Here is a 26,097-nt window from a genome sequence, read left to right as displayed (position 1 = left end):
CTCCGGGCATCGCTGCCGGCTCGATCAGCTCATCGGGTCGGCCGTCGTGTCGCCCTGAAGGCGCCGGCGCCGGCGGGACATCACCAGGAAGGCGCTGGCGAGCAGCACGAGCGCCCCGCCGATGATGCCGGTCGTCAGCAGCGCGTCGCCGTTCAGACCGGTGGCGGCCAGGTTGCCCTTGCTGCTCCCGTTGCCGTTACCGCCCGTGCCGGGGTCGCCACCGGGGGTGGTCGGCGTCGGGGTCGGGGTCGGGGTCACGGCATCGGCCACGACGAAGGTGCTCTCCGAAGCGTCGCTGCTGACGCCGCCGTAGGTCTGCACCGCGGAGATCGTGTGCGATCCCACGGCGACCGTGCTCGGCAGCGCGACGGACCAGGTGCCGTCGTCGCCCACGACCGTCGGCTCCGCAGCCTCGGCCGCGGGGGCCGCCGCCTTGGCGGCAGCGAGAGCGGCGGACTTGGCCGCACCCTGCACGCCGTCGAGCGTGACCACCACATCCGCACCGGGGACCCCGGTACCGCTCACCTCGGTCGGCGCCGTGTCGAGCTTCGCCCCGTTCGCCGGCGACGTGATCGCCGGCGCGTCCGGCTTCGCCGGGTCCTCGGAGAGCGGCGCGCGGACGGTGAGGAGCGCCGCCGTGTTGTTCTGCAGCGACTTCTTCACGGTGACCACGGTGCCGTAGCCGACGCCCGCGTCCGCGGGGTTGCCGGTGCCGAGCGTGGTGAACCCGAGGTCATGACCGTACAGGTCGGTCGCCGGAGTGCCGTCCGGGTTGACGACGCGCGTGCTGTACGGCGCGCCGTCGACCGAGGGCACGACCACCGAGGCGTCGCGCAGGCGGTTGAACAGCTGACCGTCGCGGACCTCCAGTCCGGCCACCCAGCCCTGGTCGTCGGTGAAGGACTTCACCGGCGTCTGGGCCGCGAAGTCGGTGCAGGCCTCGTTGAAGTCCACGTCCACCAGGCAGTCCTTGAACGGCAGCGTGGGCGTGAGACCGAACGCGGCGTTGGACGACTGCGCACGGCTGGAGATGTTCTTCAGCGGGGAAGGATCCATCTCGGCCGCAGCCCCCGTTCGACGCAGCGGGTCGAAGTGGCTGTCCACGAGGAGCAGGCCGCCCTTCGCACCGTAGCTCGGCAGGTTCGTCAGGTTCGAGGTGACCTGGTTGGAGTCGCCGTAGGCGGTGTCGCGGTACCAGACCAGCGCGCCGGGCGCGTTGTACGGAACCTTCTCGACCTTCCATCCGGCGTCGCTGTACACGGTGGTGTAGCCGTACTTCAGGCCCTCGTCGAAGCCGTCGAAGTTGCGCCACTCGACCAGGTAGAACTGCGCCTTGACCTGCGTACCGGTGTCGCGCACCCAGCCCGCACCCGTGGTGTCGGTGAACGTGCCCGCGGTCGCGGTCCAGCCGTTGTCGCCGGACTCCACGTCATCGGTCCAGACGTCGGCGCCGCCGGCCGTCAGGGCGAAGTCGTCGGAGAACCAGCCGCGATCCTCGTAGGCCGCGTCGGTCGCCTGGCGCAGACGCACCTGGATGTTCTGACCGGCGTACGCCGACAGATCGATGTGGTCGTGACGCCAGCCGTCCGTGGAACCGGTGAGTCCGTACTTCTTGTTGCCGAAGTCCTTCATCCGCCCGTTCGGGTCGCTGTAGCCGTCATCCGTCGAGACGAGCGCACCGGACTCGTCGTAGACCTTCTGCTCGGTCCAGGTGGATCCGCCGTCGGTCGAGACCTCGACGAAGCCGAAGTCCCAATCCTCCTCGATGACGTAGTCGTTCCACATCGAGAAGGTCGCGCCGGCGGGCACGTTGTCGATCGAGCGCTTCAACTGCGCGTCCGCCCAGTCCTGATCGGCGTTGGAGTACCACATCTCGGATCCGCTGTGCGGCTCGGCGAGCGTGATCCGCTTGTCCGGCAGGTTGATCTTGACGCCGTCCTCCGTGCCCTTGGCGGGACGGGAGGCCTGGCCGACCTTGACGGTCTTGGTGCCGTCGCCCGGGTTGATCTCCAGCGGGTCGACCCATCCGAGCACCCACTTGTCCCAGATGCCCATGTGGGTCGGCATCGACTGGAAGATCGGACCGGAGTGCGAGCCGGAGCTCATCAGATCCCAGAAGTCGATGTCGGAGTTGCCCGCGTTCGAGGTGTCGTACAGATCCGGAAGACCCAGGTCGTGACCGTACTCGTGGGCGAACACGCCGACGCCGGAGTTCTCCGGCTGGACGATGTAGTTCTGGATCTTGAAGTCGGTGCCGGGGATCGTGGCTCCGCCCGCGACGTCGGACGAGTGCGCCCAGACCGCGTAGGTGCCCTCCTTGCCGCCGCCACCGGACTTGTCCTCACCGGCGTGCACGAGCACGACGTGGTCGATGATGCCGTCGGGCTCGTGGACGTTGCCGTCGCCGTCGCGGTCGCCCTGATCCTCGATGTCGTAATCGGCCCAGGGGAAGTCCGGGTTCTGCTGCGCGAGCGCCGCCACCGCGTCGATCGGCAGCTGGCCGGGGCCGAGGGGGTTGTCGGGGTGGCCCTGCATGTCCTGCATGGGTCCGGCCTCGTAGGTGCCCGTCGCGGGGTTGAGGTGGCAGACCGTGGCGCCGTAGTACCCCTCGGAGTGCGGGACCTTGACCCAGGCCGTCGCCTCGCCGGAGAGCGAGTAGGCGCCGCGCGACATCTCCTCGTACATCTTCTTCATCGTGTGACCGGAGATGTCGAAGCCGGGCTGGCCGTCCAGGCCCGTCAGATCGGTGCGGACCCGCTCGGTGATGCCCTCATCGGAGAAGAGCATCCTGTTGTAGAAGTCGCTCGAGAAGTCAGGGACCCACATGGTGTTGTTGTCCTTGTGGGCCGCGCCCGCGGGATCCGGGATGTTGTTGTGCAGCGTCGGTCCCTGCACGTCGCCCGGCTTGCAGTCCGTCGCCCCGAAACCGGTCGGCACCTGCAGTCCAGAGAAGTCCTCCGTCCCGTCGAACTCGACGAGGATGGTCAGGAGCTTCGCCTGCTGCGTGCTGTCGGCGTGCTTGAGGTTCTTCGGGCTCTCGCCGGTCTGCACCGCCTGGGCCTCGGTCTTGGCCAGCTGCTCTGCCGCGACGGGGTTGCCCTGCGCGTGCTTCTGGTCGTTCTCCTTGGCGCGCTCGAACGCCGTGTCGCTGATCGCCTTCCGCGCGCTCGCGCCGCCCCCGAGGTCGGCGACCGCCTGGTCGTCGGACGCGTCGGTGAACGCCTCGGCCCGAGGAGCCACGTAGTTGATGTAGTGATCGCTGGCACCGCTCTTGCCCGCGGTGCTCTCCGAGGCGGTGGCGGAACTCGCGCCGGCCACCTGGGCGCTCGGTGGCGCTGCACTCGGTGGCGCCGCACTCGCTGGCACGGCCCCGAACGTCGCCACCCCTGCGGCGGCGAGCACGAACACCGAAGTCGTCGCCGCTGCACGTCGTCGTACGCGGGCGCTCTTCTCTGACATCGATTCTCCCTCCAGGCATCGCCTCGACGGTTTCCGAGGCGACGCGTCCGTCGTGCGCCGATCTGGCACACACAAGATTCAGGATTACCGTGAAACCCCTATGCAAGGGAAGAGAATCAGCTGATAAAGAAGGAACTTCCTGCGGCGCGGGCCTCTGCGACGCCCTCGCGGCAGGTCCGCGCCCCCTCGCAGCACCCACGCCCCCTCGCGGGGGCGCGCGCACGAGGGGGCCTCGACACTAAGGAGGGGCGCCGCCCGGATGTCCCGAGCGGCGCCCCTCCTGAGCGTCCGGCGTGCGCCGAGGGGGTCAGCCCTTGTTGCAGACGTCCTGCAGCTTCTTGCCCTGCTCGCTGAGCTTGGCGCTGGCGGCCTGGGCCTTGGTCGAGATCTCCTGGATCTTGTCCTGGGCCTGCTGGACCTTGTCCATCGCCGCGGGGTCGGTCGCATCGATGTTCTTGAGGTCAGGGATCTCGAGACCCTCATAGACCTTGATGAAGCCCTTGAACTCGCTCGCGAAGGCCGAGAGCGGCGCCTTGACGGCCTCGTTCGTGACCTTCTTGCCGGCCTCGTCGAGGCCCTTCTGGACGGGGGCGAAGATCGCGGCGAAGTCGACCTTCTCACCCTGGGTGGCCTTCTGCACGGCCGCGTTGAGGTCGCTCGAGACGCTCGAGGTGGCCTTCGTCATCTCCGCGTTGGCGATCTTGCACGCGTCCGCGACGCTCTGGCCGCCCGAGCAGGCGGTCATGGTGGCGGTGAGGGCGATCGCCGCGGCGAGGCCGCCGATACGGGTCAGGGTTGCCTTGTTCATGGTGAGCTCTCCGGTCTCTGCATGGAAGTGGCTGCCGGTCCGTGAAGGGCGCGACAGCCATGATCGCCTTCCACCCTATTCCGAGCTGACGCATAGGTTCGGACCGAGTCGGCGGATCCGGCGCGATCGTGACCGCACCGAGATCCGCCGCCCTTCGCCATCGACGCCCCCTCGCAGCACCCGCGCCCCCTCGCACGGACGCGCGTACGAGGGGGCCTCGACACCACGAGGGGGCGTCGAGGCTGCGGTCGGATCAGAGGGACTTCAGGAGCTGGTCCGCCTGAGCGACCCCGGAGCTGTACGACGCCGACACCGTGCTCGTGCGCATGCCCGCCCAGAACAGGACGCCGCTCACGGTCGCCGACATGTGGTTCGCGTTACCGCCTCCCCCGTACGGTCCCCACGAATAGGGCTCGTTGGCCCAGTCCGTCATGACGGCCTTGTGGTAGTTCAGGCCCTGGTCGCCCGCGGACCGGCGGACGACGTCGAGCACCGCCTGGTACTTCTGCTCGAGCGGCAGGGTGTGCAGCTCCTTCGCCGCGGCGCCGGTCTCCCAGCCGACGACGACCTGGCCTTTGTATCCGGGGTACGCGACCGAGGCGTTCCACAGCGTGGTCGGCGATCCGTCCATGGTCTCCGCATAGCCCCAGTCGTCGGTGCCGTTGGGCGTGAACACCCTGTCCTTGAACTCGAGCACGCACTTGAAGATGTCCTCGTACGTGAAGGCGTCGAAGGCAGCCCACTTGTTGGCCGGCAGACCAGGCGAGAAGGCGATGTCGCGGCGCTTCATGACGCCGGCGGGCACCGCGAAGATCACCCTGCGTCCGAACATCACGCCCTTCGAGGTGCGCAGCTCGACGCCGTTGCCCGTGTACGCGACCTCCTGCACGACGGTCTGCAGCAGCACCGGCACCGTGCCGGCGATCACGCGCAGCAGCTGGTCGTAGCCGCCGATGATCTTGTAGTCGCCGTCGTCGTATCGCGAGTCGTTCGGATCCAGGATCTCCTGCGCCGGCGCCTGCTCTGGGTGCAGCGTGAAGCGGATGCACTTGCGCAGCGGTCCGGCGACCTCCGACGCGGCCGTGTTGTACAGCGGCTCGCTGTCGTCGGTCAGGCGGTAGTTCAGACCGCTCGGCGTGTTCGCCGCGGTCACTCCGATGCGCGCCAGGTAGGCGTCCGCCATCTCCCCCGCCTGCGCCGCAGGCAGCGGCTTGTTCTGCCCGGCGGGGTCGTATGGCACGAGCGAGGCAGGGATGCCGAGCGGGAACAGCCAGGATGTCGGCGAGTCCCACTGGTGCCACTGCGACGTCGGCGACGATGCGGGCGCGTTGCCGAGGCGGATGAAGTTGTTCCGGAACATCCGCATGTCGAAACCGGCCTGCTGGATCCACGGGTAGGTCGACGCGTAGGGACCGCCGTGCACGAGCTCGCAGCCGCGCTCGACGGGGATGCCCATCGACGTCCGGTCCGTGTACATGCGGCCGCCGATCCGGCCCCTGGCCTCGACGATCGCCACCCGCATCCCGGGGTTCTGGTCGGTGAGGCGTCGTGCGGCGCCGATCCCCGCGGATCCGGCTCCGACGACGATCACGTCCCACCTGGTCTTGTCCCCCGTCGCGTGCGCGAGCGACGGGGTTCCGTTGCCGTGACCGTTGCCTGGCGCGGTCGGCGGAGCCGCGGCTGCGCCGGCATCGGCGATTCCGGCGGTGGCGATCCCTGCCGCGGCCGCGAGGCCGCCCAGCAGGATTCCGCGACGACTGATGTTCTCCATGGTGCAACTCCTTCGTTGTTGGATCGGAACTTCGTTGTCGAATCAGGGCGAGGGCGCGCCGAGCGACGGGCGCGCCCTTCGTTGTCGACGCCCCCTCGCAGCACCCGCGCCCCCTCGCACGGGCGCGCGCACGCGGGGGCCTCGGCGCCACGAGGGGGCGTCGACCCAGCGCCGCGGCACACGAGCAGCAGGCTGCGCATGAAGCAGCGGAGCCGTCCGCGCGGATCGGATCCTGGATGCGCCTAGTCGGCGCTGGAGACCTCGGGAACTCCCCAGCCGTAGGCGAGCTTGTGCACCTCGAGTACGAAGAACGACTCGGTCGAGACGACGTCGTCGAGCGCGCCGATCTTGTTCTCCAGCACGTCGACGATGTGCGCGACGTCCCGGCAGATCACCTCGACCATGACGTCGAACTTCCCGCTCGTGATGACGACGTAGCTCGTCTCGGGCAATGCGGCGAGCGCTTTGCAGATCGCACGGGCCGAGCCCGGCCGCACCTGCACGCCGATGAGGGCCAGCCGGTCGAAGCCGATCGCCAGGGGGTTGGCGATCCCGACGACCTGCAGCACCCCCTCGTCCTCGAGCTTCTTCAGCCGGTAGCGCACTGAGGAGGCCGGCACGCCGAACTCGTCGGCGAGGCTGGAGAAGGTGCGGCGCCCGTCCACCTGGAGCGCCGCGATGATGCGGCGGTCCAGGTGGTCCAGGCCGTCAAGCTCGTTCACGGGATCGAGGCTATCGCGAGGAGGGTCGGGATCCGCTGCATCAGTCGAGGTGGATCACGCCGGTGCGCAGGTCGCTCATGTCGAGCAGCGTGTGCTTCCCGCCGATGCGGCCCCATCCCGTGCGGCTCCCGCCGACGCCGCCGAAGGGCATGTTGATGTCCCAGAACCCGTTGCTGTCGTTCACGATCACCTGGCCGGTGCGCATCTGCTCCACGAACCGGTAGGCGCGGCTGAGGTCCTTCGTGAAGACGGCGCCCTGCAGGCCGAGCGCATCGTCGTTGGCGATGCGGAGCAGTTCGTCGTCCGTGTCCGCCGAGATGATCGGGACGACAGGCCCGAAGGTCTCGGCGACGCTCAGCAGCGCGTCCGGCGCGACGCCGTCGACGACGGTGAAGTCGTAGTAGAGGTCGGTCGGGAAGCCCGAGGCGCGACCTCCGCCGACCACGAACTCGAAGCCCCGCTCGCGGGCCTCGGCGAGGTGCGCGTCGACCTTGCTCGCGGCGGCGTGGTTGTTCATCGGGCCGAGCGTGGTCGCGGCGTGGAACGGATCGCCCAGCACGGCCGCCTGCGCCGCCGCCCTGGCCGCTTCGACGAAGCGCTCGCGCACGGAACTGGCCACCAGCACCCGCCCGGTGGCGCAGCAGACCTGACCGGCGTTGTAGTAGGCCCCTCGCACCGCGGCACGCGCGGCGGCCTCGACATCGGCGTCGTCGAGCACGACCACGGGGCCGTTGCCGGACGCCTCGATGATGGAGCGCTTGAGCCCGGCCGTCGTGACGATCCTCTCGGCGGTCGCGGAGGATCCGATGAACCCGATCGCGTCGATGCCGGGGTGCGAGACGAGATCCGCACCGAACGCGCCCTCGCCGGGGAGGACGCTGACCAGGCCGGCCGGGACGCCCGCCTCCTCGAGCACCTCGACGGCGGCGAGGAGCGTGAGCGGCGTGTGCGTCGGCGGCTTCACGACCAGCGCGTTGCCCGTCGCGAGCCCTGGAGCTGCGAACTCGGCGAACATCAGAACAGGGAAGTTCCAGGGGATCACGATCGCCCAGGTGCCGACGCCCTGGTAGAACGTCCACATCCGCTTGTGGGTGTCGTTGGCCGGCAGGGTCTCGCCGTGCAGGCGCACCGCATCCTCGGAGTGCAGATGGAACAGCTGGGCGGTCTCGTCGATGTCGGCGTAGGACTCGGTCAGCGGCTTGCCCTGCTCGAGAGTGAGCAGGTGGGCGAGCTCATCGCGCTTGGCGGCGATGAGGTCGCCCACCTTGTGCAGGATCGCGGCGCGCTGCCAGACCCCGACGCGGCTCCAGGCGCGCTGGGCCTCTCGCGCGGAGGCGACGGCACGGTCGAGATCCTCGCGGCCCGGGACGGCGACCGCGGCGATCACCTCGCCGGTGACCGGGCTGACGACGTCGGTGGTCTCGCCCGAGGCGGCGTCCACGTAGTCTCCGGCGATGTAGAGCTGCGAGTGCGGGACGAGGATGTCGGCTGCGGCGACGACGGGTGACGGGGTCATGATGATGGGTTTCCTCTCGAGGGGATCGGGTGAAGGGGAGCGTCAGACGGCTTCGTCGACGGTCTGCGGCAGGAGCCCGTTGCGGCGGTCGCGGGCGCGGACGAACGCCCAGATCACGACTCCGAGGGCGAGGATGCCGATCGCGATGCTCAGCTCCAGGATCCCGCCGTAGCCGGTGATCGAGAACCCGGTCGCGCCGACGACGACGATGACCGCGAGCAGGACGGCGAGAGCGATCGAGACCGGCACCAGGAAGTTCGGCAGCCGGATCGGGCGCACCGCGTTCGGGCGGTCCTTGCGGAGCAGGGCGAAGCCGGAGACCGCGAGCACGTGGGTGATGACGTAGCCGAGGTTGCCGGTGACGATGATGGCGAGGGGCTGCTGCAGCACCACGAGCAGCACGATGTTCAGCACGAGCATGACGTTCAGCGCCCGCATCGGGATGCCGCGGCGGTCGAGCTTGCCGACGGACCGTACAGTGACGCCCTCCTTGCCCATGTTGAACAGCACGCGCGAGGAGTCGGCCACCGAGGTCAGCATCACGAGCACGAGCGAGGCGATGAGGCAGAGCACCATGATGTTCGCGGCCGCGTCCGAGGGGACCAGCTTCGCGAAGGCCGCGACGAAGAACGTCGCCGGATCCTTGCCGATCGCCGCCTCGCCGGCGAATCCGCCGAGCGTGATCGGGACGAGGAAGAAGACGCCGAGGCAGAACAGCGCGGCCGCGCGGATCGCCCGCGCGGTGTCCTTGATCGGGTCGCGGTACTCCGAGGCGAAGGTCGTGCAGACCTCGACGCCGAGCGTGGTCCAGGCCATCACGTAGAGCCAGACGAGCGCGGTGTGCAGGCCCTCCCAGCCGCTCAGCTTCCAGGTGAGCTCGCCGGGGTGCCAGCCGCTGCTGAACAGAGGCAGCACGATGAACACGAACAGCGGGATCATCAGGATCGCGGCGGTGATGTAGACGAAGGTCATCGTGACGCGGACGCCGATCGCGTTGATCGCGTAGAGCACGAAGATCACGACCAGGCCGATCACGATCGGGAAGCTGAGGTGGATCGGCCCGAACGCGAGCTCCCAGGTCTGATCGGGGAACCACTGCGACTGGATGATGAGGCCGGTCAGGGCGCCGTAGGTCGCGAGGTTGGATCCCCAGGGCAGCCAGTAGCCGACGCCGGCGACGGGGGCGAGCCAGGGCGCGCGGCTCTTCCAGGCCTCGGCCGCGAAGCCCGCGATGCCGCCGGAGGACTCCGGGAACATCGTGGACAGCTCGATGTAGATCCAGTTGACGACGAACGCGATGACCATCGAGACGGCCCAGAGCACCGCGGCGCCCCAGCCGCCGAGACCCGCGATCGACGCTCCGAGCGTGGCGATCAGCGCCGCCGGCATCGTCATCGACATCGCGAACGCGTCATACCACCGCAGCTTGCGCGGGAGCTTCTCCTCCACCGCGTCGCTCGGGTGCGACGTGACTTCCGTGCTCATGGGACTCCTCGACTCTCTCCGTTGAGTGCACGATGACGGGCTCATTCGCCCATCCGAGAGTCATCCTTGCGAAGTCTTGCGGAATACGCAACCATCAATCTGTACTTTTCACCAATCAGCATTGTCCGTCCCTCGGTGATCCCGAATCGTCAATGCCAGCGAGGAGCAACGATGCCGCAGACCGCCTTCGAACGCATGCCGGCCCCGGCAGCCGCCGTCGACCACGCCCTCAGCGCCGCAGAGCAGCGGGTGTTCTGGCTCGACGACGCCACGGCCGAACGCCACGATGCACTGACCGGGCGCATCGACACCGACCTGGTGATCGTGGGCGGCGGGTACGCCGGGCTCTGGACCGCGCTGCTCGCGACCGAGCGCGACCCCGGCGCCAGGGTGACGATCCTCGAGGCGAACCGGATCGGCTGGGCGGCGTCCGGGCGCAACGGCGGCTTCTGCGAGGCCAGCCTCACGCACGGCTACGACAACGGGGCGAGCCGCTGGCCCGACGAGATGGACGCGCTCGAGCGGATGGGCGCGGAGAACCTCGCCGAGATCGCCGCGACCGCGGAGCGCTACGGGATCCGCGCCGATCTCGAGCGCACCGGTGTCGTGAAGATCGCAACGGAGGAGTACCAGCGCCGCCAGCTCGCGAGCGCCCGCCACGACGACCGCCACGTCTTCCTGGACGGCCCCGACCTGCGCGCGATGATCTCCTCCCCCACCTACCGCGCCGGCCTCTGGGACAGGGACGGGAACATCCTCGTGCACCCGGCGAAGCTCGCGTTCGAGCTCACGAGGGTCGTCGCCGAGCGCGGCGTGCGGATCTTCGAGCGGTCCCGGGTGACCGGAGTGCGGCGCGTCGACCGCGGTGTCGTCGCCACGACGGAGAGCGGCGCCGTGCACGCCGACCGTGCGGTGCTCGCGACCAACGTCTTCCCGTCGCTCCTCACGCGCAACCGGCTGATGACCGTCCCGGTCTACGACTACGTGCTCGCGACCGAGCCGCTCACCGCCGGGCAGCGGGCCGAGATCGGCTGGGAGGACCGTCAGGGCCTCGCCGACATCGCCAACCAGTTCCACTACTACCGGCAGACCGCCGACGACCGGATCGTTTTCGGCGGCTACGACGCGGTCTACCACCCCGGCGGCAAGGTGCGGGAGCGCTACGAGGACCGCCCCGAGTCGTTCCGCCGGCTGGCCGAGCACTTCCTCACGACCTTCCCCGCCCTCGAGGGGATCCGCTTCACGCACCGCTGGGCCGGCGCGATCGACTCCTGCTCGCGGTTCTGCGCGTTCTACGGCACCAGCCACGGCGGTCGCGTCGCGCACGCCGCCGGCTTCACCGGCCTCGGCGTCGCCGCGACCCGCTTCGCCGGCAACGTCATGCTCGACCTGCTCGACGGCGCGAAGACCGAGCGCACCTCCCTGCAGATGGTCCGCGAGCGGCCGACCCCGTTCCCCCCGGAACCGGCCGCGACGATCGGCATCAACGCGGTCCGCTGGTCGATGGACCGCGCGGATCACCGCGAGGGCAAGCGGAACCTCCTACTGCGCACGCTCGACGCCCTGGGCATGGGCTTCGACTCCTGAGGGGCCGGGGGATCCGCCGCCGCGTCGTCTCGTCCACGTCACCGCATCTGCCGCTTTTTCGTCGATGCCCCCTCGCAGCACCCGCGCCCCCTCGCGTGGGCGCGCGCACGAGGGGGCCTCGACACTACGAGGGGGCGTCGACGGAACTGGATCGGGGAACCCACGCGCGTTTGTTATGCTGGCCAGGCGTCATCGACGTGCGGGGCTGTAGTTCAATGGCAGAACTTCTGCTTCCCAAGCAGATAGCGCGGGTTCGATTCCCGTCAGCCCCTCCGGACAGAGAAAGGGCCCTCGCCTCAGGCGGGGGCCCTTTCTCGTCACCCGCAGATGCCGACGATGAACCCGAGCAACTCGGAGTAGCGGCCCCAGAGGTTCTGCCCCGAGGCATCGTCTGCCGGGTTGCTGTTCGCGTTGCCGATGATGTTCTCGACAGCGAGGATGTACGCGTCCGACGTCTGCTCCCGGCGGAGCCCCTGGACCTGGAGCCCTGCGGACTGCCCCGCGGGGATGTCCTGGGAGAGCACGAACCTCACCTCGGTCGAGCTGAGGAGGGTGAGGACGCCCGCGCCTGCGACCACCCCGACGACGAGGTTGCCGATCCCCGCGCCGGTGAGCAGGAACGAGGATCCCGCCTTCACCGGGTTTCCGATCGCGGTGATCGTGTACTGCGGGTAGGAGAGCAGGACGCCGCCGAAGTTGGCTTGCCAGCAGCTCGACGCGACCTGCACGTTCTGCTGATCGACGGGAGCCGAGGCCGAGGCCAGCGGCATCGCGACCGCCGCCGTGATGACGGGGACGGACCAGACGGCGGATCTGACGACGGTGCGTCGGGACACCCCGCTCTTGTCGACACGCGATGACGTCATTTCAAGCCCCCAGTGCATGAAAGTCGAGCGGGAGTCCTCGGCGACGACCCCTCGGGAACGCAGCCTCAGGCTCCCCCGACGACATCGAGGGCACCGCATTCGGGGTCAGCCTACGGTACGAGCTCCCCGCCGCGCTGCTGCGGTCCGCCGGGGACCATCTCGGCCTCCGGCGCCTCGTGCACGAGCGTCGCCTCCGGCACGTGCATCGTGGCCCTGGCGCGGAAGTGCCCGATCAGGGTCAGGACGACGCCGAGCACGATCCAGCCGGCGAGGATCCACCACTGCCGGGACGCGTCCGCCTGCGGGAAGTAGGCGGCGGAGCGGATGAGCGTGTTGGCGGCCCCCGGGACAAACCACTGGCCGATCGCACCCCACGGCTCGGCGAGGAACTGCCACGGCACGGCCGCAGCCGAGATCGGGTTGGCGAAGAGCATCGTCACCACGGCACCGAGTCCGATGCCCCCTCGGCCGAGCAGCGACGCGCAGCCGACGATGAACGACGAGGTCGCGAGGATCGACGTTCCCATCACGAGCGCGTTGATCCAGAACTCGCCCGGCAGGTACTCGAACCAGGTCTGCAGGATGAAGGTGAGGACGAGCCCTGCCGCCACTGCGAAGCCGGCGAGCGCGGCCAGGCGGCGGGCGGCGCCGACCACCAGGAGCGAGACGAGCACACCGCCCAGCATCCCGCCGATCATGAGCGGGAAGGACGCGGCGGCGAGCCCGGATCCGGTCGGATCCGAGTCCGCGAGCGGGACGATCGGCGTGACGGCGATCTGCACTGCGGAGGCGTCACCGCCGGCGGCCGCCACCTGCTGCGCGAGCTGCGCCTTGAGCTGGGCGGCCACGCCGGTGAGCATCTGCGTCGCGACCGCGCTGCCGGCCGGAGCCGTGAGCACCTCCGGCATCGCGGGCGGAGCCGCGAGCACGATCGCCCCATACGTCTCGCGCTTCTCGATCTGCGACACCGCGGCGTCTCGGTCCGTCGCCTCGACGAAGTCGAACGTGCCGGGCGCGGCCTTGCCGAGCGCATCCTCCAGCGCGCTCACGGTCGCCGCGGGGCCGGCGATGCTGACCGGCAGGTTGTGCGCCTCCGAGGTCTTGCTCGGCCACAGGAACGCGAGCACGAACAGACCAACCAGGAGCGAACCGACGACACCCAGGGCGACAGCGACACCCCACTTGGTGTGCGGACGAAGGGACGGCGTGGACATGCGAAGCCTCCAAAGAGAACGATCAATTCGTTTAGGCTTCGACTGTAACAGAACAGCTATTCTTTTTACATGCCTCGTTTGACCGAGAAGACCCGCCAGGATCGACGCGAGCAGATCGCGGCGGCCGCGATGGCCTGCTTCACCCGCCAGGGATTCGCCGCAACATCGATGGCGGACATCATCACCGAGTCCGGCCTCTCCGCGGGATCCATCTATTCGCACTTCTCGGGCAAGGCCGACCTCATGCGCTTCGCCTCGACGATGAAGCTGCAGAGCACGTTCGGTCTCCTCCTCGGCGATCTCGGAACACCTCCCTCCGTCATCAGGCCCGGTGTGCTGCTGCGGCATCTGCTCACAGGCGCCGCGGGGCAGCGCGCGCAGCGCGGCCTGCTGGCGCAGATCTGGATCGAGAGCGCGCGGGACGGCGAGCTGTCCGTCATCGTCCACGAGAACCTGGCGCAGATCCACGACCGGCTCCAGACCGTGCTGCTGCCGTGGGCGCAGGAACAGGACACGACCGCTGCGAGGGACACGGCCGGCGGGATGGCGGATGCGGTCATGGCCGTGATGCAGGGGTTCATGGTGCGCCTCACGGTGGATCCCGCGCTCGACGCCGACGCCCTGGCCTCGCGGCTCAGCACGGCGCTCGATGCACTGGACTGAGGCCCCGCCCCGACCTCCGATCTAGCCAAACACCAGCGCCACCGCGAACAGCGTGTAGAACACCACGACCGACCAGAGGAACGCGCGCTCGGTGACGCCGACGATCCGGCGGAGCTTCGGCAGCACCAGGCTCGCGACCAGCGCGATGAGCGCGACCAGGATCACGACGGCCAGCACCCCGAGGATCCCGCCGATCACCGTCAGCAGCGGCGAGCCGCCCTGCGCCGCGGATCCCCGCACGAGCGCGGCGATCCGATCCGCCGGACTGTACGCCGCGGCGAAGTTGATGATCGCGAGAACGTAGTGCACGATCCCCTGCACCCCGAGGCGGGTGCCCTGCGGCGGGATGGGCGCCGCGATCATGAGCAGCGGGGTGATCGCCGCCACGAGCAGGATCACGAAGCAGGGGATCCGGTAGTCCCACGACGGGAGCCCGAGCAGCACGGCGACCGCCGTCGCGGTCCAGGCGCCGGCGGTGATCACGCTCATCACCCGGAACAGCCGCCCGGTCGCCCCGTTCGCGTAGTCGCTGACCGTGTCGCGCAGGAGGTGCGCCGGAGGACGCAGCGCGTGCAGCCGCGCGAACACGACGATCCGCGCGAGCCAGAGGGCGAGTGCGATGCCGGCCGCGGCGAGCGCGATCGGCTGACTGTGAAGAGTGTCCACCGTCTCCCTTTCCGGAGTCCTGGGTTCTGCCTGCGTCCGCGGCTCAGTCCGCGGGGTCGACCTTCAGCTGCGCGATCACGCGGACGAGGCGGGTGGACAGATCGTCCGGGTCCTCGCCCGCCGCACGCACGACGTCGTCGAACGATCCGCCGAGCGCCGCAGTGGCTTCGACCAGGCGCCGCTCCCCGGCGGGCGTCAGCGTGACCGGCTTGGCGCGCCCGCCGCCGGGGACGCCCTCGGCACGGACGAGCCCCGCGTCGGCGAGGTCGCGCACGATGCCGCTCATCCCCGCCTCTGTGACGCCGACGGCATCGGCGAGCTGCCGCGCGACGACGCCCGGGTGCTCGCCGACGATCGTGAGGGTCACGAATCGGCGCATCGACAGCCCGAACGGCGCGAGCCGGCGCTCCCCCTGCGCGTCCATCGTCATCACCAGCTCGTGCAGCAGATGGGAGAGGGTGCTCATGCGACTAACTTAAGTGCTTAAGTCACTGAAGTCAAGACCGGACCGGGTCCCGCGCCGGGTGATCGCGACGCCAGTTCCGCGGCGCGTCTTCCGCCGTTCGGTCAGGGCGTCTACGATCTCTGGCGAGCGCGGCATATCGAGCCGGGCCGGACGTAAAGGAGTTCACCTATGGCTGACTGGGCCGCTGACGTCAAGATCTACCGTCCCAATGCCGATGAAGCTGCGATCGAGGGTCTCCTCAGGACCTACCGGCTCGTGATGAGCAGCCAGGATTCGGCCTACGTCGCGTTCTCCGACAAGGACGAGGTCGAGACCGTCAAGACCAACTTCCTTCAGAAGAAGCTCGGCCTCACCGAGTCGGACGCCGCGCTCGACGCCGCACTCGATGAGGTCAAGGAGACGATGAAGGCGGACCGCACCAAGAGCCGCATCACCGTGTACTACCTGCTCGCCGAGAAGTTCGGCAAGCTGGGCCTCTTCCACTGAGCGCCCGCTCCACTGCACGACAGGAAGGGCCGCATCCGCTCCGGCGGGCGCGGCCCTTCCGACGTGAACCGCTCGCGTGAGCCGCTCGCGCAAGAGGGTCGATTCCGCCAGAGGCGCCGCCGGCCCCCGGATCCTCGCCATACTGGCGGGATGACCGAGCCCACCGAGTACCGCGCGCACTTCGGCTTCGAGCTCCGCTTCGCGAACGGCGGCGGCATGCAGGGCGACGGGTTCCGCCTGGACCTTCCCTCCCCCGACCTGGACACCGTCGCGATCGGCCTGCTCCTCGTCCGCCATCTGGGCCTCGCTCTCGTGGAGTCGGTCGTGCTGACCGACCTCCGGATCGTCGCCGAGCAGCACCGCGGCAGCAGGGGCACCGCCTCCCCGACGGTGGCCTCGGAGAGGCGGATCGTCGACCTGTCGCATCCGATCCACGCGGGTCTGGTCACCTACCCTGGCCTTCCGGTGCCGGAGATCGCGCCGTTCCTCACCCGGGAGGATTCCCGTGCGAAGTACGCGCCGGGCACCGAGTTCGCCATGGACGTCATCACGATGATCGGCAATACGGGCACCTACATCGACTCGCCGTTCCATCGCTATGCCGAGGGCGGCGACCTCTCGTCACTGCCGCTCGAGAAGCTTGTCGATCTGCCCGCCGAGGTCTTCCACCTCACCGACACCTGGTCATCCGACCGTCGCGGGATCGGATCCGCGACCCTCGCCGACCGCGACCTGCGCGGCGCGGCGGTGCTGCTGCACACGGGCTGGGATCGCCACTTCGGCACCTCGGAGTACGGCCGGGGCGCACCCTTCCTCACCGGCGAGGCCGCGCAGTTCCTCGCCGACGCCGGGGTCGCGCTGGTCGGGATCGACTCGCTCAACATCGACGACACCGAGTCCGGCGGCGAGCGGCCGGCTCACTCGGCGCTGCTCGCCGCGGGCATCCCGGTCGTCGAGCACCTCGCCGGGCTGGGATCCCTCCCGCCCCGCGGCGCACGCTTCACCGCCGCTCCACCCGCCGTGGCCGGGTTCGGCACGTTCCCGGTCCGGGCGCACGCGATCGTCTAGGCGGATCCTGCTCCTGAGCGCCGCGCCGGAGACCGCCGATCGCGGCACCCGCCGTCAGAGTCCCTCGATCGATCCCTCGAATCCGAGTATCGGGTCCACCTCGGGCGGCGGGATCAAACCCCCGTCATCCTCGTCCACGGGCGGGCCGCCGGAAGGGGCCTCCTGCTCCTCGACCTGGTCCTGGATCTGCTCCTCGACCTGGTCCTCGTCCTCGTCGTGGCCCATCTCGTCCTCCTTCGCGACGGATCCGACCGGCGACACCTCGTCGGCGCCTGTCCCTCGCGACGGGTCCGATTCGTCTCTCTTTCGGCAGGCTATGCCGCGTTCCGGGGGTTGACAAGGTCCGGGCGAGCACCGCCGCCGCGGACCCGGCGGAGCCACGGATGTCCGGACGCGCGGGTAGCGTGTCCCCCATGTCCCCGCGCCCCGCCGTCACCCTCCGCGCCCGCACCGAAGCCGACCTCGACGCGCTTTACACGATCGCGTCGGATCTGGACACCTGGGAGGAACGCAACCCGGGCCGACCGACGGCGCGGACGCGCGAAGCCTGGCAGGCACGTGTCATCGAACGCGAAGCGGACCCGGCGAACAGCATGAACTTCGTCATCGATGTCGACGGCGATGCCGTCGGCAACGTCGGGTTGTTCGACGTCGACGAGGTCGCGCGTCATGCCGAGGTCGGCATCGCACTCATCCCGTCGGCACGGGGCAAGGGCATCGGGACCGAGGCCATGGCCCGGATCCTCGAGTTCGCCTTCGTGCGCGGCAACCTCCGCCGCGTGCACCTCGAGGTGATCGCCTCCAACGCGGCCGCGATCCGGTCCTACGAGAAGGCGGGCTTCGTCGTCGAGGGGCGCCAGCGCGAGCACGCCTGGGTGCGCGGGCAGTACGAGGACATCGTGCGGATGGGCCTGCTCCGCTCCGAGTGGCTCGAGCGCGGCACCGACTGACCCGCCCACGGCGTACGGTCGGACCAGACGAGCGAAGGGGATCCGCATGGCGACGCACACCGTCACGAACCAGGCGCCGCCGCGCCAAGGCCTGGACGAGTTCTCCCTCGACCTGCCCCTCGTCGAGGGGGTGCGACGTCATGGTGCGTCGTGGGCCGAGCCGGAGCTCATCGCGACCGGGGAGCTGGTCGGATCCGCCGCGTTCTCGCACGACGCCGAGCTCGCCAACGTGCATGAGCCGGAGCTCGTGGCGTTCGATCGCTGGGGACGGCGCGTCGACGAGGTCGAGTACCACCCCTCGTACCACCGCGTCCTCTCGGCCGCCGTCGCCGCCGGGGCGCACACGGCCGCCTGGGCTGATCCGCGCCCGGGCGCACAGGTCGCCAGAGCTGCGCAGTTCCTGCTCTTCGCACAGGTCGAGCCGGGGCACGCCTGCCCGGTCTCGATGACGCACGCCGTGGTGCCCGCGCTGCAGCAGTTCGGACCCGCGGAGCTGCGGGAGGAGTGGATCCCGCGCCTGTTCTCGCGGGACTACTCGCCCGCGCTCGAACCCGGCAAGACCTCCGCCCTGTTCGGCATGGCGATGACCGAGAAGCAGGGCGGGTCCGACGTGCGCGCGAACCGCACGTCCGCGATGCCGGCCAGCGACGGATCCTGGATCCTCACCGGGCACAAATGGTTCTGCTCCGCGCCGATGTCGGACGGCTTCCTCGTGCTCGCGCAGGCGCCCGGCGGGCTGAGCTGCTTCCTCCTGCCGCGGGTGCTGCCCGACGGATCCCGCAACCCGTTCCTCGTCCAGCGTCTCAAGGACAAGCTCGGCAATCGCGCGAACGCCTCGAGCGAGGTCGAGTTCGACGCCACGATCGCCTGGCTGGTCGGCGAGGAGGGCCGCGGCGTCCGCACGATCATCGAGATGGTCAGCCAGACCCGGCTGGACTGCATGCTCGGCACAGCCGCGGGCATGCGGCAGGCCACGGCCGAGGCGATCTGGCATGCCCAGCACCGCTCGGCGTTCGGCGCGCTGCTGGCCGAGCAGCCCGCGATGACGCAGGTGCTGGCCGACCTCGCCCTGGAGACCGAGGCCGCGATCTCCTCGTCCCTGCGGGTCGCGGCCGCCTACGAGGCCGACGCCCCCGCGGCGGACGAGCCGTTCCGCCGCCTGGCGACAGCCGTGCTGAAGTACTGGATCTGCAAGCGCGGCCCCGGCCACGCGTACGAGGCGCTGGAGTGCCTCGGCGGCAACGGCTACACCGAGGCGTTCCCGCTCGCCCGGCGCTACCGCGAGCAGCCCGTCATGGCGGTGTGGGAGGGATCCGGCAACGTCATCGCGCTCGACGTGCTGCGCGCGATCGCCCGCGAGCCCGAGACCGCCGACGCGCTGCTCGCCGAGGTGCGCCTCGCGGAAGGCGCGGATGCGCGGCTCGACGCGCACGTCGCCGATACCGAGCGGCTGCTCCGCGACGCGCAGCACGATCCCGCGTCCGCCGAGGCGCAGGCGGGCGCGCGCCGGCTCACCGAGGCGCTCGCGGTGGCGCTCCAGGCGTCGTTGCTCGTCCGGCATGCTCCGGCGGAGGTCGCCGATGCGTTCACGTCGTCGCGCCTGGGTAGGGCGCGCGGGTTCCTCTACGGGGCCGCGCCCGCCGCAGCCGCATCCGCATCCGCATCCGCGATCGTCGATCGCCACGCCGGTAGCGGGGGCTGAACTACGCCCTCGACAGGTGCCGCCGGTCTACGGGATATGCCCTAGCCGCACCCTCTCCCGTCCACGCGTCGTGATAGGAATCGCGTTGGGCAGCCCGTCCTCCCGTGTACCGCTGATGGGGATCATCAGTGCACGGAGCCCCCTCCGAGGATGATCTCGAGGGGCCGCAAGGGGATGGAGCGAAGGCGCTGCGGTGCGCTGGCCCCCGAGGACAGGGGAGTCACTCGAGATGGGGATCAAAACTGGCGAACATGCTGTGCGCGGCCGGGGGCTCGACAGAGAAGTCTCGCTCACCGATAGCGCCGCACGGCGATGGATGGCCGATCTCGGCTGGCACGCGCAGCTCGCCGAAGGCACGATGCGACTGTACGGGGATCGATTCACCGATGCCGCGATCTCCGTGGCTCGCATCTGGCTCAACGCCGCGCGACTCCGGCCCGTCGAGCACCACGGCGTGCTCCGCGTGGTCCTCGTGGTCGACGGGACGGGCGTCCTCAAGACGCGAGACTGGCGCGCCGAACTGAAGCCGTGGGACCTCTTGCTCCTGGATGCGACCACTCCGACGTGGATCACGGCCTCGGACGGCTTCGGCTTCATGCAGTTCGTCGCCGAGAACGAGCGGCTGGCGATGTACCATCCTCGACCCGGCGTGCCGATCCTCTTCACCGAGCCCCGGTCGGCCCAGCTGTTCGCCTCGATGGTGAGCACCACCATCGGGATCGGTCTCGTCCCTGAGGAACCTGGCACGCCGTTCATCGCGCGCGCCTTCGAGAACATCGTGGCCACTGTCATGAGCCGCAGCACGGTACAGGATGCGGCCGACGAGGCGTGGCGCGCGCCTTCCGACCTCACGCGGGCGCTGGCCGCCATCGCCGCCCACCACACCGATCCGGAGTTCGATGTCGAGCATCTCGCGGCGGTCGTGCATCTGAGCCGTCGCCAACTCGTCCGCATCTTCTCCGCAACCGGTATGACCCCGTCGGCCGCCATACGGAGAGCACGGCTGGCGACGGCCGACTCCACGAGTGATTCGATCCCGATCTCGCATGGTGATCGCATCGCCCGAGCCGCCGGGTTCCGAGACCAACGCGCCCTGCGGCGGGCGCGTGAGCTCGACAGGGCCGGCGAGGACCCGTGCTGATCCGCCCGCGTGGGAGCGCACGACCGGAATGAGACACGATCTTCGCCACCGTGCGCCACCGGCACGTTCCGGCACGACCGGATCCGCCACCCTCTGGGAGCTTGATCCTGGCCGCGACGCATCGGCGGCGGTCCGTATCCAGGGGAGAGAAGAACTATGACGCAGCATCAGGGTGAGTCCTTCGGCAAGACGCCGGACTCGACGCGGCGAACCGTCCCACGCCGCACCATCATCAAGGGGGCCGCCTGGTCGATCCCCGTCGTCGCCGCGGCGGCGGCCCTGCCCACGGCGGCCGCGAGCTGCGCCGGATCCTCACCATGGGACATCGGCATCGTCGGCGGGTGCATGATCAACTTCTGGGGAGCCGGCAAAGGGCTGCCCGGCTTCACCGTCACCTCGGCCGGGAGCAAGGGCGCGAACAACTGCTGTTCCGCCGAGAATCCGCCCAGCGCGCTGAGCATCGACGAGACCGCGCAGGGCGTCTGGTCCGTCGAGCTCCCCGATCTCGGCGGGCTGCTCTACGCCGCCTGGAACGTCGCTCCGATCGGTGGCGTGGCGCTCTCGGCGCCGTTCATCGCCTGGGCGCTGGCCTACGCGACGGCGATCGTCGCCGAACTGGCGATCCCCGCCGCTCTGGCGGGCTACGGCCCGTACGTATCCGGTCCGAACTGGATCGCGCCGACTTCCGTGAGCGACTTCCTCAATTTCTCCGTGACGCCGCAGAAGGTCGGCTCCGGCTTCAACCAGCGCTTCCGGGTGAACTGCACCTTCACTCTGAAGCGCACCCTCACGCTTGCCGGCATGCCGTCCTGCTCGCAGACCGGCTGGGGCTACCTCGGCGGAGTGGTGATGCCGGATCCCACGGCCAACGCCCTGTGGCAGGCGCTCGTCCAGATCCCGCTCCTCGGCTCCGCCCTCAACAGCGCCGCCGGCACGATCGCACCGGTGCTCACGCTCACGGCGACGGGCAATTGGAGTGACGCCGACAACAGCAACAACGTGGGCGTCATCGGCAACAACCTCCTGACCCCCGGTCACTGCGCGTGACCTGAACGATGCCACCGGCGATTCCCCGCCGGTAATCAGGAGCCGGCCGAGACCTCCCCAGTGTCGCGGCCGGCTTCGCCGTACCCCGGGCACGGTGAGCGCAAGCGGTGCCCGAGGAACGCCGCGGGCCGGCCCCGTTTCCAGGGCCGGCCCGCGGTGCGTTCCGCACCGATCATCAGAGCGCCGCGATGATGTCCTCCACGCGCTGCTTGGCGTCGCCGAACAGCATCTGCGCGTTCTCGCGGAAGAACAGCGGGTTCTGCACGCCCGCGTAGCCGGCGGCCATCGAGCGCTTGAACACGATCACGTTCTCGGCCTCCCACACCCGCAGGACGGGCATGCCGGCGATCGGGCTCGACGGATCCTCCGCCGCGGCGGGGTTGACCGTGTCGTTCGCGCCGATCACGAGCACGACGGAGGTCGACGCGAGGTCGTCGTTGATCTCGTCCATGCTCAGCACGATGTCGTACGGCACCTTCGCCTCGGCGAGCAGCACGTTCATGTGGCCGGGCAGACGCCCCGCGACGGGATGGATGCCGAAGCGCACGTCGACGCCGCGCTCGCGCAGACGCCGCACCAGATCCGCGACCGGATACTGCGCGTGCGCGACCGCCATGCCGTAGCCGGGCGTGATCACGACGCTCTTGGCCGCGGTGAGCATCTCGGCCGCGCTCTCCGCCGTGGTCTCGCGGTGCTCGCCGTATTCCTCGTCGGAGCCCGTCGAGGCGACGATCCCGAACCCGCCGGCGATGACGGAGAGGAAGGAGCGGTTCATGGCCTTGCACATGATGTACGAGAGGTACGCACCGCTGGATCCGACGAGCGCACCGGTGACGATGAGCAGGTCGTTGTTGAGCAGGAAGCCCGCGGCAGCCGCCGCCCAGCCCGAGTAGCTGTTCAGCATCGAGACGACGACCGGCATGTCGCCGCCGCCGATCGAGGCGACGAGATGCCAGCCCAGCGCGAACGCGAGCACGGTGACCGCGATGAGCAGCCACAGCTGCTGGTCGATCACGAACCACACCGTGAGCACCAGGAACGCGACGAGCGCCACGATGTTCAGCACGTTCTTGCCGGGCAGCATGAGCGGCTTGGAGGAGATCCGCGCCGACAGCTTCAGGTACGCGACGATGGATCCGGTGAAGGTCACGCCTCCGATGAAGATGCCGATGAAGACCTCGGCATTGTGGATGCCGACGAGCGAGGGCGCGATCTCCGCGTGCGCGAGGTGGCCGTTCCAGCCGACCAGCACCGCGGCGAGACCGACGAAGCTGTGCAGCAGCGCGATGAGCTCCGGCATGCCCGTCATCTCGACGACCTTCGCGCGCCAGAGGCCGATCCCAGCCCCCACGAGCACCGCGACGAGCAGGAAGACCAGCCCGATCACGGCGCCGCCGGACCAGGCGTGCGCGACGGTGAGCGACACGGTCGCCACGAGGGCGATGGCCATGCCCGAGATGCCGAAGACCACGCCGGAGCGCGCGGTCTCGTGCCGGCTGAGACCGGCGAGACTGAGGATGAACAGCAGGGCCGCGACGATGTATGCGGCAGTGGAGAGAGCCCCGACGGTCACTTCTGGCCGCCCTTCGTGAACATGGCGAGCATGCGGCGGGTGACCGCGAACCCTCCGAAGATGTTGATGGATGCGAGCAGGACCGCGATCGCCGCGATCACCTGGACGACGGGATTCGAATCCGTGATCTGCAGCATCGCGCCGACCACGATGACACCGGAGATCGCGTTGGTCACCGACATGAGCGGGGTGTGCAGCGCGTGGTGCACCTTGCCGATCACGTAGAAGCCGATCACCACCGAGAGCGTCAGCACGGTGAAGTGCTGCGGCAGCGGCGCGGGGGCGAATGCGTTCACCGCGAAGAGCGCGGCGATGCCGAGCACGATGAGCAGGGCCTTGCGCCCGGCCGACATGCTCTTCTTTGCGGGTGCCGCACCATCCGGTCCCTGAGCCTGTCGAAGGGCGGGGGTCGCCTTGGCGGGAGCGGCGGCGACCTGCACCGGCGGAGGCGGCCACGTCACGGCGCCGTCGCGCACGACCGTGACCGAGCGCTGCACCACGTCGTCGAAGTCGATCGCGAGCACGCCGTCCTTGCCGGGGGTGAGCAGGGCGACGAGGTTGGCGACGTTCGTGCCGTACAGCTGCGAGGCCTGGGCGGCCAGGCGGGAGGCGAGATCGGTGTAGCCGAGGATGATGACGCCGTTGGCGGTGACGGTGCGCTCCCCCGCGACGGATCCCTCCACGTTTCCGCCCTGGCCCGCCGCCATGTCGACGATCACGCTGCCTGGTTTCATCGCGGCGACGTCCGATGCCGTGATGAGCCGGGGCGCGGCGCGTCCCGGGATGAGGGCCGTGGTGATGATGATGTCGACGTCGGCGGCCTGCTCGGTGTAGATCTCGGCGGCGCGGCGGTCGTACGCCTCGCTCGTGGCCTTGGCGTAGCCGTCGGCGGACTTCTCCACCGCCACGTCGACGGGCAGGTACTCGCCGCCGATCGAGGTGACCTGGTCGGCCACCTCCGGGCGCGGATCCGTGGCGCGCACGATCGCGCCCAGGCTCGATGCGGCGCCGATCGCCGCGAGGCCGGCGACGCCGGCGCCCGCGACGAGGACCTTGGCCGGGGGCACCTTGCCGGCGGCGGTCACCTGACCGGTGAAGAACCGGCCGAACTCGTGCGCGGCCTCGACCACGGCGCGATAGCCGGCGATGTTCGCCATCGAGCTCAGCACGTCCATCGACTGCGCGCGCGAGATGCGCGGCACGGCGTCGAGGGCGAGCGCGGTGATACCGCGCTGTGCGAGCGACTCCACGAGGTCGGGGCGCAGCGCCGGCGAGAGCAGCGCGATGAACGTCGCCCCGTCCGCGAGCAGGGCGATCCGCTCCGGATCGGGCGGCGTGATCGCCAGGACGATCTCGCTCCCCCACGCCTGTTCGCGCTCGACCAGCGTCGCCTCCGCGGCCGCGTAGGCCTCGTCGGGGTACGACGCGTCGGATCCTGCTCCGCGCTCCACGACCACTTCGTGACCGAGCTTCCGCAGAGACGCGATCGTCGCCGGGGTCGCGGCCACGCGCGACTCGCCCCCCGGCTCTCGTACGATGCCGATGACTGCCATAGCTACCTCCTCTGTGCCCGTCTGCGGCGACGGGACTCCGGGCGACCTCGCCCGGACAACCTGCTCAGAGTACTGAGCCGGGCGGCGGGGATCCGTCGGCATTTCGCGATCTTACGCGCAAAGAATCGCGGATCTTTGCACCCTGGCAACGCCGGACGGGCACCGCGTAGGCTCGCAGGCATGGCACCGGATCCACGGCTCAGGGGACTGCTCGGCGACTGGACGGGGACGGAGGAGCTCTTCCCGACGGCGTGGACCGCGGCGGGATCCGCCCGCGGCGCCCTAAGCGTCGAGCCCGGCCCCGACGGCATCCTCCTGGACTACGTCGAGTCGCGCGACGGCGCCGACGGCGCACCGCTCGTGGCGCATGCCGTGGTCGCCGGGGCGGGATTCTGGTGGTTCGACACCTACGGCTTCACGCCCGAGGCACCAGGCACCGCGACCTGGGAGGGCGATGCCCTCGTGCTCGACCGCCGCTCGGATCGCGGCCGCACCGTGACCCGGCTGCGCGCCGACGGCGACCGGCTCTCGCTCGAGCTGGACACCGCCGTACCGGCCGACGCGGAGCCGGCGCCGCTGGTGCGCGGCGTCTACACCCGGCAGCCCGCAGAGGGCTGAGCGCCGCGGGCCCCGTCCCGACGTGCGTGCACTCAGGGGTGGTGTTCGCTCGTGAACACGTCGTTGAGCGTGACGGTGACGAGCCCGCGCTCCGCGATGATCCGGGTGAGCTGCGGGAAGACGGTCGTCACCGGCGGGTGGTTGAGGTGCCCGATCACGACGTGCTGCGGGAGCAGCCACTCGTGCCCGAGACGGACGATCTCCTCCGCGGGGATGAGACCGGAATCCGCGAGCGAGCCGTACCAGAGGGCCGGCGCGGTGTAGCCGATCGACGCCGCGGCGGCGCGCACCCGGCGGTCATGGAATCCGAACGGCGGGCGGTAGAACGGGCGAGCATCGATGCCGAACAGCTCGCCGATCCGATCGTGCGTGCGCTGCAGCTCATCCACGATGCCCCGGTCGGACAGCGACGTGAGATCGGGGTGCGACCAGGTGTGGTTGCCGATCTGCACCTGGCCCGAGGCGACGAGCGGCGCCAGCACGTCCACGTTCTCCGCCCACGCGGGGTAGGAGGCGGTGGCGAACAGCGTCAGCCGCGTTCCGGTCTCGTGCGCGAACTGCGCATACGCGCGCACGACGGACGAGTCGGTGCCGTCGTCGACGGTCCAGGCGAGCAGGTTCCCCTCGCCGGGCAGGCCGGTGAACGCCTCGTGCGGCGCCGGGAGCTTCGCCAGGGCCGGTGCCGGGGGCGGTGTGGGCGTCGGCGTAGGAGTCGGAGTCGGCGTCGGGCTCGGGG

23 protein-coding genes and 1 tRNA gene are annotated in these 26,097 nt (G+C 69.9%); 10 read left to right on the top strand and 14 right to left on the bottom strand.

What is annotated here, in order from left to right; genetic code table 11:
- Positions 1–24: 24 nt before the first annotated feature.
- The 6 genes from CQ044_RS18125 to CQ044_RS18100 all read right to left on the bottom strand — a co-directional run bounded on the left by CQ044_RS18125 (position 25) and on the right by CQ044_RS18100 (position 9,761).
- Positions 25–3,459 carry an immune inhibitor A domain-containing protein gene (locus CQ044_RS18125; RefSeq protein ID WP_146116831.1) on the bottom strand — a complete coding sequence of 1,145 codons (3,435 nt, stop codon included), beginning with the start codon at positions 3,457–3,459 and terminating at the stop codon, positions 25–27.
- 307 nt (positions 3,460–3,766) lie between these two features.
- On the bottom strand, positions 3,767–4,267 hold the full coding sequence (locus tag CQ044_RS18120) for a hypothetical protein (RefSeq protein WP_105689764.1): 501 nt from the start codon (positions 4,265–4,267) through the stop codon (positions 3,767–3,769).
- Positions 4,268–4,520: 253 nt separating this feature from the next.
- Positions 4,521–6,038 (bottom strand): NAD(P)/FAD-dependent oxidoreductase, encoded by a 1,518-nt coding sequence (locus CQ044_RS19685; protein WP_181158383.1) that lies wholly within the window; start codon positions 6,036–6,038, stop codon positions 4,521–4,523.
- 242 nt (positions 6,039–6,280) lie between these two features.
- Positions 6,281–6,760: an Lrp/AsnC family transcriptional regulator gene (locus tag CQ044_RS18110; RefSeq protein ID WP_052680128.1), complete on the bottom strand. Its 480-nt coding sequence runs from the start codon at positions 6,758–6,760 to the stop codon at positions 6,281–6,283.
- 40 nt (positions 6,761–6,800) lie between these two features.
- Positions 6,801–8,276, bottom strand: a complete 1,476-nt coding sequence (locus tag CQ044_RS18105) for an aldehyde dehydrogenase (protein WP_105689763.1) — start codon at positions 8,274–8,276, stop codon at positions 6,801–6,803.
- A gap of 42 nt (positions 8,277–8,318) precedes the next feature.
- A complete protein-coding gene (locus CQ044_RS18100; protein WP_105689762.1) occupies positions 8,319–9,761 on the bottom strand; it encodes an APC family permease in 1,443 nt (480 codons plus the stop codon).
- Positions 9,762–9,932: 171 nt separating this feature from the next.
- On the opposite strand from CQ044_RS18100, the gene CQ044_RS18095 reads away from it, so the two are divergent.
- Together CQ044_RS18095 and CQ044_RS18090 are read left to right on the top strand one after the other, a co-directional pair.
- Positions 9,933–11,348: an FAD-binding oxidoreductase gene (locus tag CQ044_RS18095; protein WP_105689761.1), complete on the top strand. Its 1,416-nt coding sequence runs from the start codon at positions 9,933–9,935 to the stop codon at positions 11,346–11,348.
- Between the two features lie 201 nt (positions 11,349–11,549).
- A tRNA-Gly gene (locus tag CQ044_RS18090) sits at positions 11,550–11,620 on the top strand.
- Positions 11,621–11,665: 45 nt separating this feature from the next.
- On the opposite strand, the gene CQ044_RS18085 is transcribed toward CQ044_RS18090, so the two are convergent.
- Together CQ044_RS18085 and CQ044_RS18080 are read right to left on the bottom strand one after the other, a co-directional pair.
- Positions 11,666–12,214, bottom strand: coding sequence for a hypothetical protein (locus CQ044_RS18085; RefSeq protein WP_105689760.1), 549 nt, complete (start codon positions 12,212–12,214; stop codon positions 11,666–11,668).
- Between the two features lie 110 nt (positions 12,215–12,324).
- Positions 12,325–13,428 (bottom strand): hypothetical protein, encoded by a 1,104-nt coding sequence (locus tag CQ044_RS18080; protein ID WP_146116830.1) that lies wholly within the window; start codon positions 13,426–13,428, stop codon positions 12,325–12,327.
- A 69-nt stretch (positions 13,429–13,497) separates the two neighbouring features.
- Here CQ044_RS18080 and CQ044_RS18075 point away from each other — a divergent pair, with 69 nt between their 5' ends.
- A complete protein-coding gene (locus tag CQ044_RS18075) occupies positions 13,498–14,091 on the top strand; it encodes a TetR/AcrR family transcriptional regulator (RefSeq protein WP_105689759.1) in 594 nt (197 codons plus the stop codon).
- Between the two features lie 21 nt (positions 14,092–14,112).
- Here the strand turns inward: CQ044_RS18075 and CQ044_RS18070 are convergent, their stop codons facing one another.
- Both CQ044_RS18070 and CQ044_RS18065 read right to left on the bottom strand, forming a co-directional pair.
- Positions 14,113–14,757, bottom strand: coding sequence for a DUF998 domain-containing protein (locus tag CQ044_RS18070; RefSeq protein ID WP_105689758.1), 645 nt, complete (start codon positions 14,755–14,757; stop codon positions 14,113–14,115).
- A gap of 43 nt (positions 14,758–14,800) precedes the next feature.
- On the bottom strand, positions 14,801–15,223 hold the full coding sequence (locus CQ044_RS18065) for a MarR family winged helix-turn-helix transcriptional regulator (protein WP_105689757.1): 423 nt from the start codon (positions 15,221–15,223) through the stop codon (positions 14,801–14,803).
- A gap of 168 nt (positions 15,224–15,391) precedes the next feature.
- On the opposite strand from CQ044_RS18065, the gene CQ044_RS18060 reads away from it, so the two are divergent.
- Both CQ044_RS18060 and CQ044_RS18055 read left to right on the top strand, forming a co-directional pair.
- Positions 15,392–15,709 (top strand): DUF2853 family protein, encoded by a 318-nt coding sequence (locus CQ044_RS18060; RefSeq protein ID WP_105689756.1) that lies wholly within the window; start codon positions 15,392–15,394, stop codon positions 15,707–15,709.
- A gap of 150 nt (positions 15,710–15,859) precedes the next feature.
- A complete protein-coding gene (locus tag CQ044_RS18055) occupies positions 15,860–16,777 on the top strand; it encodes a cyclase family protein (protein WP_105689755.1) in 918 nt (305 codons plus the stop codon).
- Between the two features lie 54 nt (positions 16,778–16,831).
- Here the strand turns inward: CQ044_RS18055 and CQ044_RS19680 are convergent, their stop codons facing one another.
- Positions 16,832–17,002: a hypothetical protein gene (locus CQ044_RS19680; protein ID WP_181158382.1), complete on the bottom strand. Its 171-nt coding sequence runs from the start codon at positions 17,000–17,002 to the stop codon at positions 16,832–16,834.
- Between the two features lie 188 nt (positions 17,003–17,190).
- Between CQ044_RS19680 and CQ044_RS18045 the strand changes: the two genes are divergently transcribed.
- The 4 genes from CQ044_RS18045 to CQ044_RS18030 all read left to right on the top strand — a co-directional run bounded on the left by CQ044_RS18045 (position 17,191) and on the right by CQ044_RS18030 (position 21,617).
- On the top strand, positions 17,191–17,727 hold the full coding sequence (locus CQ044_RS18045; RefSeq protein ID WP_181158381.1) for a GNAT family N-acetyltransferase: 537 nt from the start codon (positions 17,191–17,193) through the stop codon (positions 17,725–17,727).
- Between the two features lie 46 nt (positions 17,728–17,773).
- Positions 17,774–19,429 (top strand): acyl-CoA dehydrogenase family protein, encoded by a 1,656-nt coding sequence (locus CQ044_RS18040; protein ID WP_105689752.1) that lies wholly within the window; start codon positions 17,774–17,776, stop codon positions 19,427–19,429.
- A 316-nt stretch (positions 19,430–19,745) separates the two neighbouring features.
- A complete protein-coding gene (locus CQ044_RS18035; RefSeq protein WP_105689751.1) occupies positions 19,746–20,570 on the top strand; it encodes an AraC family transcriptional regulator in 825 nt (274 codons plus the stop codon).
- A gap of 156 nt (positions 20,571–20,726) precedes the next feature.
- On the top strand, positions 20,727–21,617 hold the full coding sequence (locus tag CQ044_RS18030) for a hypothetical protein (protein ID WP_105689750.1): 891 nt from the start codon (positions 20,727–20,729) through the stop codon (positions 21,615–21,617).
- Positions 21,618–21,792: 175 nt separating this feature from the next.
- Here CQ044_RS18030 and pntB read toward each other — a convergent pair whose 3' ends face one another.
- Positions 21,793–23,190 carry a Re/Si-specific NAD(P)(+) transhydrogenase subunit beta gene (gene pntB, locus CQ044_RS18025; RefSeq protein ID WP_105689749.1) on the bottom strand — a complete coding sequence of 466 codons (1,398 nt, stop codon included), beginning with the start codon at positions 23,188–23,190 and terminating at the stop codon, positions 21,793–21,795.
- Positions 23,187–24,743: a Re/Si-specific NAD(P)(+) transhydrogenase subunit alpha gene (locus tag CQ044_RS18020; protein WP_105689748.1), complete on the bottom strand. Its 1,557-nt coding sequence runs from the start codon at positions 24,741–24,743 to the stop codon at positions 23,187–23,189. Before CQ044_RS18020 ends, pntB begins: the two co-directional genes overlap by 4 nt.
- A gap of 180 nt (positions 24,744–24,923) precedes the next feature.
- Here CQ044_RS18020 and CQ044_RS18015 point away from each other — a divergent pair, with 180 nt between their 5' ends.
- Positions 24,924–25,361, top strand: a complete 438-nt coding sequence (locus tag CQ044_RS18015; protein WP_105689747.1) for a hypothetical protein — start codon at positions 24,924–24,926, stop codon at positions 25,359–25,361.
- Between the two features lie 32 nt (positions 25,362–25,393).
- On the opposite strand, the gene CQ044_RS18010 is transcribed toward CQ044_RS18015, so the two are convergent.
- Positions 25,394–26,097: polysaccharide deacetylase family protein (locus tag CQ044_RS18010; protein ID WP_146116828.1), on the bottom strand; the 704-nt coding region annotated here is incomplete at its 5' end.

Origin of the sequence: Microbacterium sp. MYb64 (genome assembly GCF_002979495.1) — a bacterium.
GTDB lineage: Bacteria > Actinomycetota > Actinomycetes > Actinomycetales > Microbacteriaceae > Microbacterium > Microbacterium azadirachtae_A.
This window is presented reverse-complemented; position numbering and strand designations above follow the sequence as displayed.

Excerpts from the sequence above, each read along its gene's own strand:
- CQ044_RS18125 (WP_146116831.1), bottom strand. The coding sequence starts at position 3,459 with ATGTCAGAGAAGAGCGCCCGCGTACGACGACGTGCAGCGGCGACGACT.
- CQ044_RS18120 (WP_105689764.1), bottom strand. The coding sequence starts at position 4,267 with ATGAACAAGGCAACCCTGACCCGTATCGGCGGCCTCGCCGCGGCGATC.
- CQ044_RS19685 (WP_181158383.1), bottom strand. The coding sequence starts at position 6,038 with ATGGAGAACATCAGTCGTCGCGGAATCCTGCTGGGCGGCCTCGCGGCC.
- CQ044_RS18105 (WP_105689763.1), bottom strand. The coding sequence starts at position 8,276 with ATGACCCCGTCACCCGTCGTCGCCGCAGCCGACATCCTCGTCCCGCAC.
- CQ044_RS18100 (WP_105689762.1), bottom strand. The coding sequence starts at position 9,761 with ATGAGCACGGAAGTCACGTCGCACCCGAGCGACGCGGTGGAGGAGAAG.
- CQ044_RS18095 (WP_105689761.1), top strand. The coding sequence starts at position 9,933 with ATGCCGCAGACCGCCTTCGAACGCATGCCGGCCCCGGCAGCCGCCGTC.
- CQ044_RS18085 (WP_105689760.1), bottom strand. The coding sequence starts at position 12,214 with ATGACGTCATCGCGTGTCGACAAGAGCGGGGTGTCCCGACGCACCGTC.
- CQ044_RS18080 (WP_146116830.1), bottom strand. The coding sequence starts at position 13,428 with ATGTCCACGCCGTCCCTTCGTCCGCACACCAAGTGGGGTGTCGCTGTC.
- CQ044_RS18075 (WP_105689759.1), top strand. The coding sequence starts at position 13,498 with ATGCCTCGTTTGACCGAGAAGACCCGCCAGGATCGACGCGAGCAGATC.
- CQ044_RS18065 (WP_105689757.1), bottom strand. The coding sequence starts at position 15,223 with ATGAGCACCCTCTCCCATCTGCTGCACGAGCTGGTGATGACGATGGAC.
- CQ044_RS18060 (WP_105689756.1), top strand. The coding sequence starts at position 15,392 with ATGGCTGACTGGGCCGCTGACGTCAAGATCTACCGTCCCAATGCCGAT.
- CQ044_RS18055 (WP_105689755.1), top strand. The coding sequence starts at position 15,860 with ATGACCGAGCCCACCGAGTACCGCGCGCACTTCGGCTTCGAGCTCCGC.
- CQ044_RS19680 (WP_181158382.1), bottom strand. The coding sequence starts at position 17,002 with ATGGGCCACGACGAGGACGAGGACCAGGTCGAGGAGCAGATCCAGGAC.
- CQ044_RS18045 (WP_181158381.1), top strand. The coding sequence starts at position 17,191 with ATGTCCCCGCGCCCCGCCGTCACCCTCCGCGCCCGCACCGAAGCCGAC.
- CQ044_RS18040 (WP_105689752.1), top strand. The coding sequence starts at position 17,774 with ATGGCGACGCACACCGTCACGAACCAGGCGCCGCCGCGCCAAGGCCTG.
- CQ044_RS18035 (WP_105689751.1), top strand. The coding sequence starts at position 19,746 with ATGGCCGATCTCGGCTGGCACGCGCAGCTCGCCGAAGGCACGATGCGA.
- CQ044_RS18030 (WP_105689750.1), top strand. The coding sequence starts at position 20,727 with ATGACGCAGCATCAGGGTGAGTCCTTCGGCAAGACGCCGGACTCGACG.
- CQ044_RS18020 (WP_105689748.1), bottom strand. The coding sequence starts at position 24,743 with ATGGCAGTCATCGGCATCGTACGAGAGCCGGGGGGCGAGTCGCGCGTG.
- CQ044_RS18015 (WP_105689747.1), top strand. The coding sequence starts at position 24,924 with ATGGCACCGGATCCACGGCTCAGGGGACTGCTCGGCGACTGGACGGGG.